Origin of the sequence: Chrysosporum bergii ANA360D (assembly GCF_029891735.1) — a bacterium.
Taxonomy (GTDB): Bacteria; Cyanobacteriota; Cyanobacteriia; order Cyanobacteriales; family Nostocaceae; genus Umezakia; species Umezakia bergii.
In genome coordinates, this window is record NZ_JANQDH010000024.1 from 1 (window position 1) to 19,372 (window position 19,372).

13 protein-coding genes and 1 pseudogene are annotated in these 19,372 nt (G+C 40.1%); 10 read left to right on the forward strand and 4 right to left on the reverse strand.

Annotated features, from left to right (window positions below):
• The 3 genes and pseudogenes from NWP17_RS17565 to NWP17_RS03605 all read left to right on the forward strand — a co-directional run.
• Window positions 1–121: pseudogene (locus NWP17_RS17565) on the forward strand (IS982 family transposase); the annotation flags it as partial.
• Between the two features lie 64 nt (window positions 122–185).
• A complete protein-coding gene (locus NWP17_RS03600; protein ID WP_280653589.1) occupies window positions 186–1,526 on the forward strand; it encodes a BCD family MFS transporter in 1,341 nt (446 codons plus the stop codon).
• Between the two features lie 55 nt (window positions 1,527–1,581).
• Window positions 1,582–2,388 (forward strand): inositol monophosphatase family protein, encoded by an 807-nt coding sequence (locus tag NWP17_RS03605; RefSeq protein WP_280653544.1) that lies wholly within the window; start codon window positions 1,582–1,584, stop codon window positions 2,386–2,388.
• 32 nt (window positions 2,389–2,420) lie between these two features.
• On the opposite strand, the gene NWP17_RS03610 is transcribed toward NWP17_RS03605, so the two are convergent.
• From NWP17_RS03610 to petP, 4 genes are all read right to left on the reverse strand, one after another.
• On the reverse strand, window positions 2,421–2,708 hold the full coding sequence (locus tag NWP17_RS03610) for a hypothetical protein (protein ID WP_280653545.1): 288 nt from the start codon (window positions 2,706–2,708) through the stop codon (window positions 2,421–2,423).
• A 299-nt stretch (window positions 2,709–3,007) separates the two neighbouring features.
• A complete protein-coding gene (gene chlG / locus NWP17_RS03615; RefSeq protein WP_280653546.1) occupies window positions 3,008–4,045 on the reverse strand; it encodes a chlorophyll synthase ChlG in 1,038 nt (345 codons plus the stop codon).
• A gap of 92 nt (window positions 4,046–4,137) precedes the next feature.
• On the reverse strand, window positions 4,138–5,238 hold the full coding sequence (locus NWP17_RS03620) for a Get3/ArsA fold putative tail anchor-mediating ATPase NosAFP (RefSeq protein ID WP_280653547.1): 1,101 nt from the start codon (window positions 5,236–5,238) through the stop codon (window positions 4,138–4,140).
• 63 nt (window positions 5,239–5,301) lie between these two features.
• The gene (gene petP, locus NWP17_RS03625; protein WP_280653548.1) at window positions 5,302–5,493 is read right to left on the reverse strand and encodes a cytochrome b6f subunit PetP; all 192 of its coding nucleotides are present in this window, start codon (window positions 5,491–5,493) and stop codon (window positions 5,302–5,304) included.
• An 864-nt stretch (window positions 5,494–6,357) separates the two neighbouring features.
• On the opposite strand from petP, the gene NWP17_RS03630 reads away from it, so the two are divergent.
• From NWP17_RS03630 to NWP17_RS03660, 7 genes are all read left to right on the forward strand, one after another.
• Window positions 6,358–6,486, forward strand: a complete 129-nt coding sequence (locus NWP17_RS03630) for a hypothetical protein (protein WP_280653549.1) — start codon at window positions 6,358–6,360, stop codon at window positions 6,484–6,486.
• Between the two features lie 213 nt (window positions 6,487–6,699).
• Entirely contained in the window at window positions 6,700–7,506 is an 807-nt protein-coding gene (locus NWP17_RS03635; protein WP_280653550.1) for an ABC transporter permease, read from the forward strand.
• The gene (locus NWP17_RS03640; protein WP_280653551.1) at window positions 7,507–8,238 is read left to right on the forward strand and encodes an ABC transporter ATP-binding protein; all 732 of its coding nucleotides are present in this window, start codon (window positions 7,507–7,509) and stop codon (window positions 8,236–8,238) included. It abuts the gene before it with no gap.
• A gap of 173 nt (window positions 8,239–8,411) precedes the next feature.
• Window positions 8,412–12,797: a glycosyltransferase gene (locus NWP17_RS03645; protein WP_280653552.1), complete on the forward strand. Its 4,386-nt coding sequence runs from the start codon at window positions 8,412–8,414 to the stop codon at window positions 12,795–12,797.
• Window positions 12,798–12,876: 79 nt separating this feature from the next.
• On the forward strand, window positions 12,877–14,175 hold the full coding sequence (locus tag NWP17_RS03650) for a glycosyltransferase family 4 protein (protein ID WP_280653553.1): 1,299 nt from the start codon (window positions 12,877–12,879) through the stop codon (window positions 14,173–14,175).
• A 425-nt stretch (window positions 14,176–14,600) separates the two neighbouring features.
• Complete coding sequence (locus tag NWP17_RS03655; RefSeq protein ID WP_280653554.1) at window positions 14,601–16,154, forward strand: efflux RND transporter periplasmic adaptor subunit; 1,554 nt, start codon at window positions 14,601–14,603, stop codon at window positions 16,152–16,154.
• Window positions 16,155–16,182: 28 nt separating this feature from the next.
• Window positions 16,183–19,332 carry an efflux RND transporter permease subunit gene (locus NWP17_RS03660; RefSeq protein WP_280653555.1) on the forward strand — a complete coding sequence of 1,050 codons (3,150 nt, stop codon included), beginning with the start codon at window positions 16,183–16,185 and terminating at the stop codon, window positions 19,330–19,332.
• The last annotated feature ends 40 nt before the right edge of the window (window positions 19,333–19,372 follow it).

A 19,372-nucleotide genomic window follows, 5' to 3' on the forward strand; every position in this document is an offset into this window, starting at 1 on the left:
TCCATTTAACTTTTTGGTTAACTTGATGGCTGGTTTAGCCGCTTACACCTATTTGCCCAAAAAACCTTCCATTGATATTTACCCAAAAGATTTGCCTGCTCTACCTCCTGCCATTTTTTAGTTCCGTCGAACTCACGTTAAAACAAGTCAACCTCATCACTATGTTTCGGTTGGGTTTGTTTCAAATGGGACTGAGTATGATGTCTATCTTGATTCTGGGAGTCCTGAACAGAGTCATGATTCAAGAAATAGCAATTCCAGCCACATTGGTGTCCCTGGTGCTAGCACTACCTGCTTTTGTTTCACCCGCCCGGATTTGGTTTGGTCAAATGTCAGACCTAAAACCCATCTGGGGTTATCATCGTACAGCTTACGTTTGGGCGGGAGCAGCAGTATTTACCATGGCTTCGTTTTTAGCAATACAAATACTGTGGCAATTAAATTTAGCAGCTAACAGCAACAATGGCTGGGTATGGACAAACCAAACCATCGGGTGGATGGTATTACTATCTTTGGTCTTTGCCATATATGGTTTAGCAATCTGTGCTAGTAGCACTGCTTTTGCTGCTTTATTAGTTGACATATCCCAAGAAAATAACCGTTCTCAAATCGTCGGGGTTGTCTGGTCAATGCTGATGGTGGGGATTATTGTGGGAGCAGTAATTAGTTCTAGTTTGCTTAAACAGTTAACTCCAGAAGGAACTATAGAAAATTTGCAAGCAGCAGTCAACAGATTGTTTTTCATTGTTCCGGCTATTGTGTTTGGTCTGGCAATTATTGCTACGTTAGGGGTAGAAAAAAAATATTCCCAATATTCCAGCCGTTCCACTACAGAGAATCGAGAAGATAGCGTTGGTGTGGGTAGGGCTTGGAAAATTTTGACGGCTAGTCGGCAAACAGGTTTATTTTTTACATTTTTGCTGGTAATGACCATCAGCTTATTTATGCAAGACCCGGTTTTAGAACCCTATGCAGGTCAGGTGTTTAATATGCCTTTGGCAGAAAGCACCAGATTGAATATTTTTTACGGCATGGGTATCTTGATAGCCTACGGTGTGACTGGTTTCTTCATTGTACCCCGTTTGGGTAAACGCAGAACCGCACGCCTAGGCTGTGTATTAGTGGCAATCTGTGCAATTTTGCTGGGTCTATCAGGATTTACAGCTAATCCAGCTTTTCTTAAGTTCAGTTTGTTGTTGTTTGGTTTGGCTACTGGTTTCTTAACTACCGCAGCTGTTAGTTTAATGTTAGACCTCACCGCTGCTGAAGCCGCAGGTACTTTTATTGGGGCTTGGGGATTAGCTCAGTCTGTCTCTAGGGGAATCGCTGTAGTTATAGGTGGTACGATTTTAGATGTTGGTCGTAATTTTCTACCTAGTTTAGAGCTAGCTTATGGAATGGTGTTCTTTCTAGAAGCTGTGGGTATGGTAATCTCCATTTGGTTCCTCAACCGAGTCAATGTCAGAGAATTTCAAACCAGCGCCACACAGGCGATCGCCTCTGTTTTACAAAGTGATTTAGACTAATATTATTGATTGACTTGATTTTATTGGCTCAGGAACGCCTTTGTTGAATTAACTCATGAATGATTTTTGGACAACAATTCTCCACTTTGCCCAAACTACCACTACCGCAGTGGGAAAGCAACTTATGCAAGACTTTGGGCGAGTGCAGGCTTCCCAAAAAGCTGACGGTAGTTTAGTTACCCAAGCCGATAAATGGGCAGATCAGGAAATTTGTCAGTCCATCGCTGCTCATTTTCCCGATCATGGCATTTTAAGCGAAGAAAGCAACAAGGTTTTTCCGGGTACAGAGTGGTGCTGGGTCATAGATCCTTTAGATGGTACCACTAACTTTACTAGGGGTATTCCCATTTGGTCAATTTCTCTGGGTTTGCTGTATAAAGGCTCGCCTGTATTTGGTTATGTTTACTTACCACCCCTAAATCAATGTTTTCACGGTTTCTGGCCTGGTTCATCAGGTTTGACAACACCTCCAGGAGCATTTCTTAACCACCACCCCATCCACAGCAGTGGTGATTCTCCTAGCAAAAATCACTTTTTTAACCTCTGTTCCCGTAGCACTTCACTGATTCAAACAGGCTTTCCCTGTAAAATTCGGATGTTAGGTGTGGCTAGCTATAATTTTCTGGCAGTTGCGGCAGGAGCAGCGTTAGGTGGCATTGAAGCTACACCTAAAGTTTGGGACATAGCGGGGGCTTGGGTGATTGTTCAGGCAGCTGGTGGTAGTTGGATATCTCTTCAAGATCAACCATTTCCCTTATTATCAGCGACAGATTATAGCGATCGCTCTTTCCCCACTTTTGTTGTCAGTCGTGGGGAGTTAGTGCCAGTATTTACACCGTTTATTGAAAGTTTAAAAATTTAACGAGTAAAAGCCATGTTTTTTTTACTCCCCTTCTAATAAAGCATAGGATTGGTCTTTGGTTGGTAGTCAGAACAATCAATAGCTTCTTCTGTGTTGGCAGTAGATGGGTGTACGGTACATTTTAAACGGTAATTGTCCGTAAAAAACTGGCAATTAGCACAGGGAATTTGGTGCATTTGTTTGGCTGTGGTCACAGTGTCTCGAGCTGCAGCCCACAGACTCCAACCACAGAGAACAATTACAGTCCAAGCAGTGACAAAGCAAAAGGGGACTAATAATGTTTGCATCCCACGAATCAAAAAGCCTACTAATTCTAACACGGTAAGTCCTGATCAAAACTGAGAGTCAGAAGTATCTTAACTCCTAACTCCTCATTCTTTACTTCTGACTACAGAGATAAAAATAAAATCAAAATTGACATACTCACCGACCTTCTGGTGAGTATGTCAAAGTCACGCCTCGCCTGCTTAAAGTCGTGCGGATGCCCCCTGTTGGTATATCAAAAATGGCAGGCTATAGAAACCAAAAAAAGTTGTCCTAGAAGGACGAGCTTCTAATCCCATTGTATTGGTCAAAACTGAACAGCTTACACTCTTCCCAATGACCAATGACCGTCTAGTTAAATACCAGCATGACCCATCCCTATACCAGCCACCAGCATCCCCAACACCAAAAATGGTTGGGCGCTGGCTTGGTATTTTACATCATTTTTCAGGGGGTCACGCAGGAAATACATATCCTGAAAAGTTATTTGTGGGATGATTAATAACAGCAAAATAGCTGCATATAAGTTTTCGTGAATAGTGATGAGATAAACTGCAATCACTGCTTGAAATAGATCAATCATAATGGCACACACCCAAGCAGCTGTGGTGACACCAAACATCACAGGTAGTGATTTTAATCCGAATTGGCGATCGCCTTCAACACTTTTAAAATCATTAACAATGGCAATACCCAAACCAGCCAAGCTGTACACCACAGTAATCACAACTACTTTCCAATTGAGTTCGCCAAACAAAGCATGACCAGTACACCAGGGAAAAGCCATATAGCTGGCACCAAGGGCATAACCTCCTAACCAACCGTTTTGTTTCAGCTTTAATGGCGGAGCAGAGTAAATGTAGGCAATAAACGAACCGAGTACAGCTATAGTTGTGATAGTGGGAAACTCATTACCTGCCCAGACATCTAGTATAAAAGCCAGAGCATTTCCTGAGATTAATAATACCCAAATTTGTGTAATTACTTGCGGTAAGGGTATAGCACCAGAAGGAATTGGGCGATAAGGTTCATTGACCGCATCAATTTCCCGGTCATAGTATTCATTTAAAGTTTGGGTATAACCTGCCAGTAAAGGACCAGAAAGCAACATACAAGTTGCCGACTGCAAAACATTTTCCCAAGTCCAGGTATAATTACCCGAAGAAGCCGCACCACAAACTACCCCCCAAATCAAAGGAATCCAGGTAATGGGCTTCATCAATTGCAAGCGGATTTTCCAGATAGATTTTTCCCCTGGTGCTGCGCCTTTCATGCCTAGTAACTGCCGAGTTTTAGCGCTGCGATCTGCACCTGCTGTAATTTCCTCGGCTGGAACTGAAGCCATGGCTTCTGCTGGTTGGGAATTAGGTTTAATAGGGGTTGATTCTGACATCAGACTTAGTTAGGAATGAGTAGTGAAGAATAAGGGATAGGAAATGGGAAAAAAATTGTTTTTACCACTACCCCATCCCCAGTACACAATTCTTAAAAAGAAATTATCAAATAGTTATTTTGAAATTTGGCTCCAGTAACCTGTCTACCAGTTAGTGCCGGAGGTAGGAAGAGATTACGCCGATGGTCTCCTGCTTCTACTGTAACTTCTGGTCCATATTGGGTAAGTTTGACCTGCTTTTTATCAAATCCAGGTAAAAATAAGCGTACCTGACGGTTGTGGATGTCAATTTCAATTGGTTTAGGAGCTTGTATTGCTTGTTCTACAAAATTGGGTAGAGCATCCGTCAAAGCTTGCCATTCTCCCCTGGGAGACTCAGGAACCACACTCACAGGAAGAGGTGTAAATTCTTCTCTCAAGTTGACATTTGGATCAGGGGATACCAAAATCACACCACCAACGGTTAAACCAATTTGTTGAGCGCTACCCCATAAATAACGAGAAGTTGCTACTTGTAGGGGGTCTGGTGTACTCACCAAAAAAGCGGCAATGCGTTGAGGATCTGCCAGGGCTGCTTTCCCCTTGTCCAAAAAATTATTAACTTGGTTGGTGGGTAGAGCGAAGTTATCTGCTGTCCAGTTGACATTAAAAAAGCTGGTAATTAGCGGCTGAATTAAAGGCGATTCCGCAATAGTTTTGCCCAAATCAGAGTTGATGAATAATTGCTGAAATCGCCGCACATACCAACTAAGAGATTCCGGCATCCCCAACATTCGCAAAGTAAAAGAATCACCAGTGCCATCATAGATGATCGCGTCATATTTGCCACTGGCATCATATTCGCGGATAGCATTCAAGGCCAGAGCGCTGTCCATCCCTGGTAATACTACCAGTTCTTGACCATAAACATCTTTGAAAATAGGCGTGCGGAGGTATTGCTCCTCCAGTTTTTTCGCTTCTTCCCAGATGCGTTCTAGCAACACAGAAGATTGAAATTGTATAGCCTGCAAATTAGGAGCAATTTCCTGGGGGTCAGAAGTCAGGGGCTGATCCAGTAACATGGGTAAAACTGGTTCTGCTAACCCTGCTAGAAGTACACGCTTGCCTTGGCTTGCCAATAACTTGGCTGCGGCGATGGCAATTTTAGTCCGATCTACACCGCCCTTGCCCAAAAATGTCAATATCAGGGACATTGGTTGATTCTCAATTAGCGCCAATCTGTTCAACTCTAACTTAGCACTGTGGGGTTTGATCTATTACACTGGTTTTATTTCATCTTCAAAAAACCAAGTGGAAGAATTATCATCAAAGAGTACCACCACACCAATTCCCCGACCATCGGTAACCTTGTACTCCTGAATAATGCCTATTTGTCCAAGTTTTTTGGCAATAGCGCCCGACACGCGATCGCGCAGACGAAAAACTTTAACCTTTTGTCCTATTTCCATACTTAGTCACAATGCAATAAACCAAATCTCAGTTTAGCTGAATCGGTGTCTCTTCGGTTATAGATTTCCAGGATAATCTTGACACTCCCCCAGGCTTTAGCCGGGGGATTCTTGAGGAGTCCACAAACTGATCTTCAATGGTGCTGGCAAAAACACCCTAGACGCTCGAAACAATTAACAGTACCAAAGGTATTGCTATTGCGCTTACTTTTATTTTTTGGTTTTCCGAGCCCATCGCTATACCAGTTAGGTACGCTCAACATCCTGCCATTATTTGCCCTTTAACGATTCCCATCAAATTGGATATGTCCGTTGCCGGGATTTCTCCGTACTAGGATGAATCATCACGTAGATGGTTATTCTTACTCGCCTTGTCCATTATACCACTGTGGCTAAAGCCAATCAATCGCTTTAATGGGACTAAAGTCGCTATCGACTGATCCCCATGTCTGAAGCCAGGGGCTTGCGTCTCGTTTTATGGTCAACAGACCCAAGTCCGACATCCAACACTAACTATTAATGCTAACTCAAAAAAAATCATGCAATAGTTAAAACTGAGCCATCAATTAAAAATCAGAAAGTTAAGGAAACCAGTCTACCACCCACACACTTGGCTGAATTAGGTAACAGCTATGACTACCACGATCAATTTACTAGACACAAACATTGAATATCGCTGTTACGATGTACGAACAACTAGGTATTGTAGAATACTGGTTATTCGACCCCAAAGGAGAATGGGTCAACGGCAAATTACAGGGATATCGTTGACAAGATGAAATTTATCAACGCGTCACCAATGGAATATCTCAACCTTTACAACTGCGGCTAGATGTAGAGGGGGAACTGTTACGGTTTTATCGCTTGGATACCGGGGCTAAGTTACTTATCCCCACACAAATAGCAGAATTAGCCCAACAAGAACAGCAACGCGCAGAACGACTGGCGGAGGGCTTGCGAGCTTTAGGTGGTGATCCTGATGGTTTAAGTTAAACGAAAACTCGCTGTTAATGTGTGTTTCCGTATTCCTCGTTTATGCCCTCAAGTTTTGCCTCAAAGACTTACATAGAATCATCTCACCGCCCAGGTCTAATCTGTGGGTTTTTTGCTCAAATATTTCTGAAATTGCAGGATCATGAGCAAATTATTCTGGAATAGTATACAATGTGCGAGTAAGTTGCTTTTGCTGTGTAGTGGTTTTTGAGGATGACACTCTCACATAAGGATAATTCCAATTTCTTACAAGTGCAACGCTACTGGGAATTATTGCACGTCTTGGTATCGCGGAACCTCAAAGTACGCTACCGGGGATCTGTTTTAGGTGTATATTGGTCGCTGTTTAATCCATTGATTATGACAGCTTTATATACTGCGATTTTTGGGGCTGCCTTTGCTTCTTATTACGAGGATTCCATATCTAATTATATGTTGGCCGCGTTTACCGGACTGGTAGTAATTAATTTTTTCTCAGCTTCCACAATGCAAGCGTTGAGTAGTATAGTGGCAAATGGATCGCTTTTAAATAAAATTGAATTACCAATCAGCATTTTTCCAGTATCAATGATTGCGGCCAATGTATTTCAGTTTGCCATTGGTGTGTTACCCTTACTGGCAGTTATGACTTTTATTAATTCTCAGAGTTTAGTAAATGTCCTAGCTCTGGTGCTACCAATGTTAGCTCTAGTTTTGGTTTGTACAGGAATTGGTTTTTTAGTTAGTGCCTTGTATGTGTTTTTTAGAGATTTACCTTATTTTTATGAGTTAGTTGTATTCGTCTTGTGGATTAGCAGTCCTATATTTTATCCTGCGGCTATTGTGCCCAAGACAGTCAAACCTTTTTTATCTTTAAATCCTTTATCTCCAATTATTGAAAGTTTGCGTCAGATTTCATTATCAGGGACAATGCCAGATTTAAATTTATTTTGGGGTGCTTTGCTTAGTGGTATGATTATCCTCACCATAGGATGGGCTAGTTTTCGGTTGTGGCGAGATAAATTTATGGATTTGCTGTAAATGGAAGTAATTCGTCTAGATCAAGTAACCCTCTGGCGACGCACTCAAGAAGAGTTTTCTTATGACCTCAAGAAAACTTTGTTATCTTTTATGGAAGGCAAATATCGCCAACCACCAAAGAAGTTAGTACTTGACACAATTGATTTAGTAGTTGAAAAAGGCGAAAAACTAGGTGTTATCGGAGCAAACGGATCTGGTAAATCAACACTTTTAAAAATAATCTCTGGGATTCTTAAGCCAACTACTGGAAGCGTGAGGTTACGTGGTAAAATTGCTCCTTTGATTGAATTAGGAGCAGGTTTTGATCCAGAAATTTCCGTGATAGACAATATTATGTTATACGGGGTAATGTTGGGTTTTTCTAGAAATGAAATGAGAGGGAGAACCCAGTCAATTTTGGAATTTGCAGAATTACAGGAATATGCGTTGGTTCCTGTTAAAGGACTTTCTTCTGGTATGGTGGCAAGGCTCGGGTTTGCCATTGCCACGGACGTACAGCCTGATATTTTGATATTAGATGAGGTATTGTCAGTTGGAGATGAGAGTTTTAAAAACAAGTGTGAGCAAAGAATTGGGAAATTTTGGGATCATAATGCCACGGTTTTAGTAGTATCTCATGATTTGAAGTTTATTAGAAAATCATGCATTCGCGCAGTTTGGTTAGATCAAGGGCAAATACGTTTTTTGGGCAATGCCGCAGAGGCTGTAGATTGCTACTTAAACTCATTATAGCCAATTTTGCCCACGTGAGGTACATCCTTATGGGGCAAGATGTATTAAGCAGCGAGCAGGATTAACCCACTACAAGACGAGCATTTACATTTGTATCTCACGGATTTAAGAAATGCTATAAATGAAATTTAAAAACTATAACTGATCAATTTGTGCTGTTCCCAGGTTGAGAATTGACTTATACAAAAACTTTATTTTTTGGGGGTAAGAGAATGGCTTTGAGATATGTACAAATTTTAGATGCTTTGGATTATGGTGATGCCGTATCAAATCAAGTAATCCATATTCATCAAATGCTTATTAATAAAGGTGAAAAGTCACAAATTTTCTCGAAATTTGCAGATCATAGAGTTGATAAGTATCGTTTAAATTTTGCTGAATTCTGCATCGATGAGGATACTGTCATATTACATCACTTTTGTGGTTACTCGGAAATAGCAGATGAAATCACTAATTTGCGTGGTTATAAAATTATGATTTATCATAATATCACGCCACATAGTTTTTTTGATCCCAAGTCAGCATTATATGAATTTTGCAAACAGGGTAGAGAGCAGTTGCAAAACATTGTGGGTAAATATAATTTAATTTTAGGAGATTCACCTTTTAACTGTCAAGAAGCTAAAGATTTAGGAGCAACAGTAGTTAAAGAACTACCGATAATAGTTCCGAAATTTTCTACAGAGGTATCTGTAAATTCAGTAAATAATTTACGGTTTGGTCTTGATCATGTGTGGTTATTTGTGGGAAGGATAACACCTAATAAAAGACAAGACCTACTAATAGATATTTTGGCTCGTTATATTAAATTATATCCTGATCAGAAAAATCATTTATATTTAGTGGGGAGATATTTTGAAGATGATGTTTACTACCAGCAGCTTCGGTCTAAAATAGAGCGTTTAGGGCTGAACACACAAGTTACTCTTGTTGGTAAAGTGGAAGATGAAGACCTACCTGCTTACTATCAAGCAGCAGATTTATTTATCTGCATGAGTGAACATGAAGGATTCTGTGTACCGATAGTAGAAGCGTTCAATAATCAAGTACCAGTAGTTGCATATGCAGGAACAGCAGTATCATACACTATGGGTGGTGGAGTTGGCGCTCTTGAAAGCCTGGATGTAGAAACTGCTGTTAGACGCATTCATTCAGTATTTACTGCTCATTCTCTCAAAAATGAGCTAGTTGATCATGGAATTAAACAAGCTCATCGCTTCAGTCCTGATGCTGTACGCCAGCATTTGTATGCAATCATAGACGAAATTACACATGAGGATGGGCAGAAAGATACATTGCTGGTTTCTGTAGTTATTTGCACTTGCGATCGCAGCGACTACCTAAAAAGATGTTTAGATTATCTCTATGATCAAGACTATCGGCATTTTGAAGTCATAGTAGTTAATGGTCCGTCAACAGACAACACTCAAGAAATACTTACATTGAGAGATAACATTAAAGTGGTGCAAAATCCTCTACGTAACCTTTCAGTATCCCGAAACTTGGGTATCAGATATGCTTCGGGAGATATAGTAGCTTTCATAGATGATGATGCTCTACCTTATGATAATTGGTTGTTTGAAATTGTTAAACGTTATCGTGAACTCCCCAGGAATGTGGTAGGTATAGGTGGCAGAACATTTTTGGCTAACCAGTTTAAATTTCAATTTGAGTTGGGAATCATTGATAGTTTTGGTAATCATGTAGAAGTTGCTGCCCATGAAAGCCAAAAAAATAATGGTAAATATTATCGCCATTTATTAGGCACTAACTGTTCTTTTCGTAAAGACGCTTTAATTGCTGTTAATGGTTTTGACGAACAATATGAATATTATCTTGATGAAAGCGATCTGGCGGTAAGATTACAACAAGTAGGGGGTGTAATAGCTAATGCCAATCAAGCTTATATTAGGCATGAATTTGCACAAAGCCACAACAGGCAAGGAAAATATAATTTTAATTGGCAAGTAATAGCTAAAAACACTGTTTATTTCGGGATAAAAAATGCGGATAAGAATAGTTATTGGCTTACAAGAATATGGAAAATAAATCAACATCTACTACAAGAGCGTTGCTTAAATTTTATCAAGGCGTGGTGGCATGATGATTTACAGCTACAGGCAGCAATCGCCTATTCTTTTCGCACAATTATAGGTGCTTTACGTGGTTACTATGACTCTTGTTTTCCTCGAAGACTGGGAAAAAATTTAAGTGATATAAATTCTCCTTTTCTGCCTTATATGCAAAACAATCATTCTGAACGAACTAAACAGCAGCTACATATTTTGATTATTTCCCAAGAATTTCCTCCCCATTCTTTTGGGGGAATTGGAGCATATAATCAGACATTGGCCCGAGAATTAATGCAAATGGGGCATGAGGTGACTGTGATTAGCCGTGGACCGAGAGACTGTACTGATGTCATTGGACCACTGACACAAATCCAAGTTGGTTTTGTAGAAAATTACCATTACATTCCAGAATCACCCATGCTCTCAAAAAATATTGCTTGGGCAGAAAAAGTAGCACAGATAGTCCAACAAATTCATTGTCAACATCCCATCAGTGTTGTTGAATCTGCTCTTTGGGATTTTGAAGGAATTGGTGTAGTGATGCTCCGCCCTGAACTTAAAGTACCACTAATAGTCCGTTTGGTAACTCCACTGGCTATTGCTATCCAAATGAATGGATGGCGGATGAATGAGGACTTAAAACGGTGTATGCAAATGGAACAAGAGTTAATTCGTTGTGCTGATCAGGTGATTGCTATTAGTAAGAATATTCAAGACACTGTTGTATCAAGTTATAACTTAACTCCTGACCATCGCTGGCTTGTTCAGCCGTTGGGAGTACAGCCTTGGCCAGCATACACCAACATTACTAATTATGGCGAACTACCTAAAGATTTAAAACGGGGAGCTATACAAATTCTGTTTGTTGGACGCTTAGAATCTAGAAAAGGTATTGATGTATTCATTAATGCCTTAAAACTGGTAATGCCGAAAGAACCTTCCATATCTGTTTGGATTGCTGGTAGTGACATTGAAGGCTGGAAAGAAAAGGCAGGTAGAATACTACGTAGTGATATATACAGTCGTGTACAATTTTTGGGTATGGTTTCCGAAGAAAAGCTACAGTTACTTTATGCTAACTGTGATTTTCTTGTATTTCCCTCCCGCTATGAGTCTTTTGGACTGGTGCCATTAGAAGCGATGGTTCATGGTAAACCTGTGATAGCCGCAAGGGTAGGAGCGATACCAGAGGTAGTCTTAGAAGGGGAGTGTGGTCTTCTCTTTGAACCTGACAATTACCAAGAATTAGCACAAAAAATTTTGAATATCGTCCATGATGACCATCTTAGGGATCAGTTGGCTAAAGGGGCAAAACAAAGAGTAGAAGTTCTTTCCGCTAGAAACATGGCTAAAGCTAGCGTGAATGTTTACCAATCTTTAGTGAATGCTAAGACTCCCATGCAGACCATTAGTCCCCAAATCAGGGAAATATTTTCAAATCATCTTTTGTCAACGGAAAGCAATTTGAAAAGCAATGTTGAAATTACCAACCATCAAGCTGAAAAATCACTTTTACGGCAATCTGATTACTTGAATATGCGTCCAGATTGGAGTTTAACCCAACCTCAAATTATTAGTTGGGGGTGGCTTAACTCGATCATAAATCGTTTGATAGTTCCGAAGATTGTAAAATTTATTAATTCTGTTTTGTATGAGTCTATGCAAAGACAAACTTATATGAATAATGCTCTTATTTCTAGTAACAAGGCATTAGCGAATGAGTTAATTAATCTAAGAAAAAACACTGTTAAAGAAACTATGATTGATAGTCAAATGGATGTGGAAAATATCTTAGGCGCAATTCAGAAAAGTGTGGAAGATGTCAAACAAGAAATGAACAATCAATTATCTGAAATAGTTGAATTGAAGCGGCTTGTATATGAAACAAAAAATCTAATGATTCCTGAATGTGAAACGAGTAGAAGTGAGTTTGCCTATCGGTTAAAATTTCACCAAGGTCAAGCACCGATAATCATTTCCAAAGAAAAAGTGAAGGCAAATTTACATGATTTACACCTTAATCTCGGTTGTGGACAGGTGATTATACCAGACTACATAAACGTAGATCAAAGAGAACTACCAGGGGTTGATGTTATTGCCAATATTAGCAATTTGCCATTTGAACAAGGAACAGTTGCGGAAATATACAATTCTCATGTCATTGAGCATTTCACAGAGTATGAGGTTACTAATCACATCTTGCCTTATTGGTACAGTCTGCTGAAAAATAGTGGAAAAATGGTGATTATTTGCCCCGATGCTAAATCCATGATGATTGATTATGCAAACGGACATTTTCCATGGGAGAATCTGAGAAAAGTAACTTATGGTTGTCAAGATTATGGAGGCAATCATCATTTTAATATGTATACTTCCGAGTCGTTGTGTAAAATCCTATTGAATTGTGGATTTAGGGAGGTCAACATTGTTGACATCAAGCGAGTTAATGGGTTATGTTACGAAATGGAAATTCACGCATTGAAGTAATTTATGTTTTTTTGGAGAATATAAAGGGAGAATTTGACTTGCACAAAGAAATTAAAATAAATTTTGACTAGGTTTGCAAATGAGAATATTTATAGATTGCACTCACACCGCCAAATATACATATAAAAATACTGGTATCCATCGAGTGGTTCGTGAACTAACATCTGAATTATTGAAATTAAATTCCAGTAGAACAGATATAGAAATCTTATTGGTCATGTTTGACGGCCGACGCATACGCCGAGTAACTAGCCTGAATCCATCGAATCATGGTCATGTGAATAAAAGTAAATTCTCTTTTTATCTCAATAAAGTGAACAGCAAGTTTCAAATACTGATTTCTAAAATCATAAATAAACTAAAAAAGCTAAGTTTAGAAATATCAGATTTGATTGCATCTCTGCATAATGATCCAAAAAATCAGGGTATTTATTTTGAAAAATATCAAATCAAACCAGAGGATATTTATGTTATAGCTGATGCTAATTGGGACTTACCTAAAACATATTACAGATTTTTACAGAATCTAAAACAAAGTGAAGTTACTCTAGCAATTATATGTTATGACATTATACCAATAAAGTTTCCTCACTTCTCTTCTCACAGTTTTACTAAGGCTTTTACAAGTTTTTATAAGGAATATTCTAATTTGTTTGATCTAGTTTTGTGCATATCTCAAAATAGTGCAAAAGATTATAAAAATGCCAAAAAACAAGGAATTCTATCTATTAATAACCCCAATGTAATAGTCAAAAGCTTTCGGTTAGGGTGTGACTATTACAATCATGATGATCTAGTTAACTTAGACAATACTAGTTTTGATACTAACTTACATAAATTACTAACTAAACGTTATATTTTGGTGGTGGGAAGTTTAGTCCCTCACAAAAACATCAAAGCTATTATGGAAGCATTTGATTTATTAATCAATTCAAATTATGAAGATATACATTTACTATTTGCAGGTAATAGAGGTTGGCATCCAGAGACTGATGCAATCATAGAATCTCATCAAATGTACGGCAAGTTAATACACATACTAGGCTCAGTTACCGATGCTCAACTCAAAGTTCTGTATAAAAACTGTTACTGTTTAGTTCAAGCTTCTTTCTACGAAGGATTTGGACTACCTGTGGTAGAAGCACTCCAATATTTTAAACCTGTGGTTGCTAGCACTGGTGGATCTTTACCTGAAATAGGAGGTGATTTTTGTGTGTATTTTGATCCTAATGAACCAACTGAACTGTATGAATCTTTAAAAAAGCTACTTGATTCAGATATTTACTATAATGATTTGGTTGAATACATCAAAAAGCAGTATAAACCATTTTCATGGCAGGAGTCGGCTGAACAATTTTTATCTAGTTTGTGTAATTAAATTACCTGTCACCAAGCTATTACGCAGCTAAAGCCAATAAATAATATGTATTTTCTCAATAAAAGTAGTGCAGGCATATTGCCCGCTACCGTTATACAAATTAAATGGGTAACAGCTTACGAAAATTATCTGGCATTGAATTTTAATTGGTTGCATAATCTTGCAAATTTTTATGGTATTACTATCAAATGCTTATTATTTATACAAAAATTTACCCCAGGTGTATATAATGCAAGCAAGAAAGCAGATTAGTGGATTTCACAGATCGCAAACAACCTGCTCAAACAAGCCCATAAAATCTTGTAACACAAGCATCCTGCTTGCTAATGATTTACTTCACTAAGCAGCGAAAACCGCTATATCTAGCTTTGCCATCAAAAGTAGATTAACTAAATATCTCAAGTCCACAAAATAAGAACAGAAAAATGCTTAATTCTGAATTGCCTGAGTCTGAAGTTTCACCTCCTGATTACCATCAGATTGAACAACAAGAACAAACATTAAAACCCCGTCAAAAACCACGTTGGCCATTGATTTGGGGCATAATTCTCTTAATGGCCGGGGGCTTTGGTTGGCGCTGGGGGCAAAATAGCTTTAGTGGTAATGCACCTCCAGAAGGTACAGCAGCCGCCGGTTTACCGATGGCAATTCCTGTTAAATTAGCCACGGTAGAAACGGCAACTATACAACATAGTTCAGTAATTAGCGGCTTTTTAGAGGCTCGCGGTTCAGTAACACTCAAGCCAGAAATTGACGGACGCATCAGTGAAATTTTATTCAAAGAAGGCGATCGCATCCGGAAGGGGCAAGTTATAATCCGCCTGGAAAGTGACAACACCCAAGCCCAGTTAAGACAAGCAAAAGCATCATTAGACCGCACCCAAGCCAGACTAGCAGAACTGAAAGCAGGTACACGTCCAGAAGAAATTGCTCAAGCCAAAGCTAGACTAGCTCAAGCCCAAACTCGCCTGAAAAATGCCCAGGGGGGAGCGCGTCCGGAAGAAATCGCTCAAGCAGAAGCTCAAATTAAGGTAGCAAAATCAGATTTAGAACTAGCAGAGTCAAGAGCTAATAGATACCAAAAATTAAGAGAAGAAGGTGTCGTTTCCCAAGACGAACTAGAACAGTTTCTCACAGAAAAAAGAAGGGGCGCAGCCAGACTAGAAGAAGCCCAAAAACGGCTAGACCAACTCGCCAAAAGCAGAAAATCTGATATTGATGAACTAGCAGCGGCTGTAGAACTAGAAAAGCAAAATCTGAAACAACTAGAGAACGGTTTCCGCCCAGAAGAAATTGCTCAAGCCCGTTCTCAAGTTAGGGAAGCAGCAGCCCAAGTGCAGTTAGCAGAAGTCCAACAGCAATACACTAAAATTGTTGCCCCTATCACTGGTATTATAGGTGACATACCTGTCAAAGTAGGAGATTTTGTCAGTAAAGGAGACCAACTCACCACAGTTACTGAAAATGACACCTTAGAATTAAATTTAGCCGTTCCCTTCAACGAAGCTGAAAGGTTGCGTCTAAGATTACCCGTAAAAATCCTAGATGCTGAAGGCCAACCTGCTGCCACAGGTGAAGTAACTTTTATTTCACCAAACATCAATCAAAATACTCAAAATATATTAGCCAAAGCCACCTTTACCAACACCAAAAAGCAAATACTCAATCGCCTCAACGTCCAAGCCAGAGTTATCTGGGATGAAAGTCCAGGAGTCTTAATTCCTACTCAAGCAATATCTCGCCTGGGTGGACAAACTTTTGTTTTTGTAGCCCAAGAGTCACCAGAAGCAAAACCAGGAATGCCCAACTTAGTAGCTCTACAACAGCCCGTAAAATTGGGAGCCATTCAAGGCAAGGATTATCAAATTTTAGAAGGACTCAAAGCCGGGGACAAAATTGTGGTGGCGGGTATACTCAATCTCACCAATGGCGTGCCTATTATCCCTGCACCTGAAGAAAAAAGTAATAAAAAACCGTAACTTGTAATTCTCACAACTGCAAAATAATATGTTTATTGACTTCTTTATTAAGAAACCGGTCTTTACTACGGTTTGCGCCTTAATTGTGCTGTTGCTGGGATTGATTAGTATTCCCACACTGCCCATAGCTCGTTTCCCAGATATTGCCCCTACTCAAATCAACGTCGCCGCCAACTATAGCGGAGCCAGTGCCGAAGACGTAGAAAGCGGTGTCACCAACATCTTAGAAAGGCAAATCAACGGCATTGAAGGCATCCGCTATATTACTTCCAGTAGTAGTAACGATGGTTCTACTAACATTACAGCCACCTTCGACTCATCCCGCAATCCAGATATTGCAGCTGTGGATGTACAAAACCGTGTTTCCTTTGCTCAACCCCAACTGCCGGAGTCTGTACAGCGCACAGGGGTGAGAGTAACCAAGGGATCTAACAATATACTCCTAGCCATTGGTTTATTTGCTGAAAATGAAGAGTACGACAATATATTCATCAGCAACTATGCCGACCTTTACATAACAGATGCCTTAAAAAGAGTTAAAGGTGTTGGTAATGTGAGCATCTTTGGCGAACGTCGCTATGCCATGCGTATATGGTTAGATCCCAATCGCCTTGCCAGTCGGCGCTTAACCACTGAAGATGTAGCCCAAGCCCTATCCGAACAAAACTTACAGGTTGGTGCGGGAAGCATTGGTCAAGAACCAGCCCCGGAAGGACAAAGGTATCAAATTGATGTACGCGCAGCCAGTAGATTGGCGGAACCATCAGAATTTGCCGAAATTGTTTTAAAAACTAACAACGATGGCACCTTAATTAAACTCAAAGATGTGGGCAGAGTAGAACTGGGAGCAGAAAATTACAGTTCATTTTTGCGATATCGTGCCAAAGATGCAGTGGGTTTGGGTGTTTATCAGCTTCCAGGGAGTAATGCTTTGGATGTAGCCCGGGGAGTGAGGGAAGAAATGGCGCGACTAGCTCCCAATTTTCCCCCCGGACTGCAATATCAAGTGGCTTTTGACAGTACACGCTTTGTGGAAGAGTCCATGTCAGAAGTAATTAACACTCTGATTACATCCGTGGTACTGGTAGTAATTGTAATTTTTGTCTTCTTGCAAGATTGGCGAACTACTTTAATTCCCGCATTGACGGTTCCTTTATCCTTAATTGGGACATTTATTTTTGCGAGAATTTTTGATTTTTCCATTAATAGTTTGACTTTATTTGGTCTGACTTTAGCATCGGGGATGGTGGTAGATGATGCCATTGTTGTAGTTGAGCAGATCAGCCGCTTTATCCAGGATAAAGGCATGAGTCCTCGCCGGGCTGCCAGTGAATCAATGGCGGAATTATTTAGTGCAGTGATTGCTACTTCCTTGGTGCTGATGGCTGTATTTGTGCCGGTGGCGTTTTTCCCCGGAACCACTGGGGCACTGTATCAGCAATTTGCCCTAACCATCGCCTTCTCCATAGTCATTTCAACTTTTTTGGCCTTGACCCTGACACCTTCTTTGTGTGCATTACTGCTACGTCAAGGACAACAACCATCCGGCTGGCTGGGTAGGATTTTTGACCGAATTAATCAGTTTCTCGACTGGGTACAGAGAAGCTATCAGCGATCGCTCAACTTTCTAGTCCGCTTCAAAACCATAATTATTGGACTATTCATGGTCTCCTTGGGGATGACAGCTTGGCTTTATATTACAGTACCTACAGCATTTCTGCCAGAAGAAGACGAAGGTTATTTTATCACCCTCCTCCAAGGACCCCAAGGCGTTTCCCTCCAATATACTAGTGATGTCATAGCACGGGTAGAAAAAGAACTTTTGCAAATCCCCGAAGTAGTGGGAACCTTCGCTATTGGAGGCTTTAGCTTCAGTGGTAATACTGCAAATAATGGTATTATATTTACAACATTAACCCCTTGGCGAGAACGCCAAAGACCAGACCAATCAGCACAAGCCATTATTGGTAAATTACGAGGAAAACTATTCGCCATCCCAGAAGCCAGAATATTTCCCGTAAATCCACCACCTATTCAAGGATTAGGTAACTTTGGCGGCTTTAGTTTTCAACTGCAAGACCGTAGAGGTAATAGTGGCTTAGGAACTTTGGTACAGTCAATGGGTCAACTGCTGGGCCGCGCCAACCAAACACCAGGATTACAAGCCGTATTTAGTACCTTCGCAGCTGAAACTCCACAACTACTGGTGGAAGTAGACCGCAACAGAGCAAAAGCCCTACAAGTCTCCATAGATGATATCTTCCGTACGCTCCAAACAGCTTTAGGTTCTCAATATGTAAATGACTTCAACCTCCAGCAGCGTAACTACCGGGTGTACATCCAAGCAGATCAACAATTTCGCTCCAACCCAGAAGATATTGGTCAACTATCTGTTCGTTCTCAAACCAATCAAATGATTCCTTTGAGAAACTTAATTAAAACTACTTCCCTGGTGGGGGCGCAAGTCATTAATCACTATAATCTATTTCGCTCCATAGAAATCAATGGTTCTCCTGCTCCCGGTTTTAGTTCTGGAGATGCTATTAAAGCCATGGAAAAGTTAGCCAGACAAATCCTACCACCTATTTTTGGTTATGAGTGGTCAGGAACCTCATTGGAAGAAATAGAATCTGGCGGTTTAGCACCCATTATCTTTGGTTTAGGAATTGTTTTTGTCTTTTTAGTTCTAGCTGCTCAGTATGAGAACTACATAGACCCCTTAATTATCCTGTTATCAGTACCCTTAGCAATTTTTGGCGCACTCGTAGCTCTATCAATGCGGGGGTTTCCTAACGATGTTTACTGTCAAATCGGTCTAGTGATGTTGATTGGTTTAGCTAGTAAAAATGCTATTTTGATTGTAGAATTTGCTAACCAACTGCGAAAAGAGGGGCTTTCCATTACTAAAGCGGCTGTAGAAGCAGCACAAGAGCGTTTACGCCCAATTTTGATGACAGCATTTTCCACCCTTCTGGGTATTTTTCCCCTCACCATTGCTACAGGTGCAGGGGCGGGAAGTCGTCAGTCTTTGGGAACAACAGTGTTTGGGGGGATGTTGATCGCTACTTTTTTGAGTTTGTTTGTGGTGCCGATTTTGTATATTGTCATTAAAAGCACTACTGAGTATTTCATCAAACCAAATAGAAAGACTGCTCCATACACATCAAAACATGATTAACAAAACCCACCGCCATCGCCTATTAATGTTTTTCGCTAAA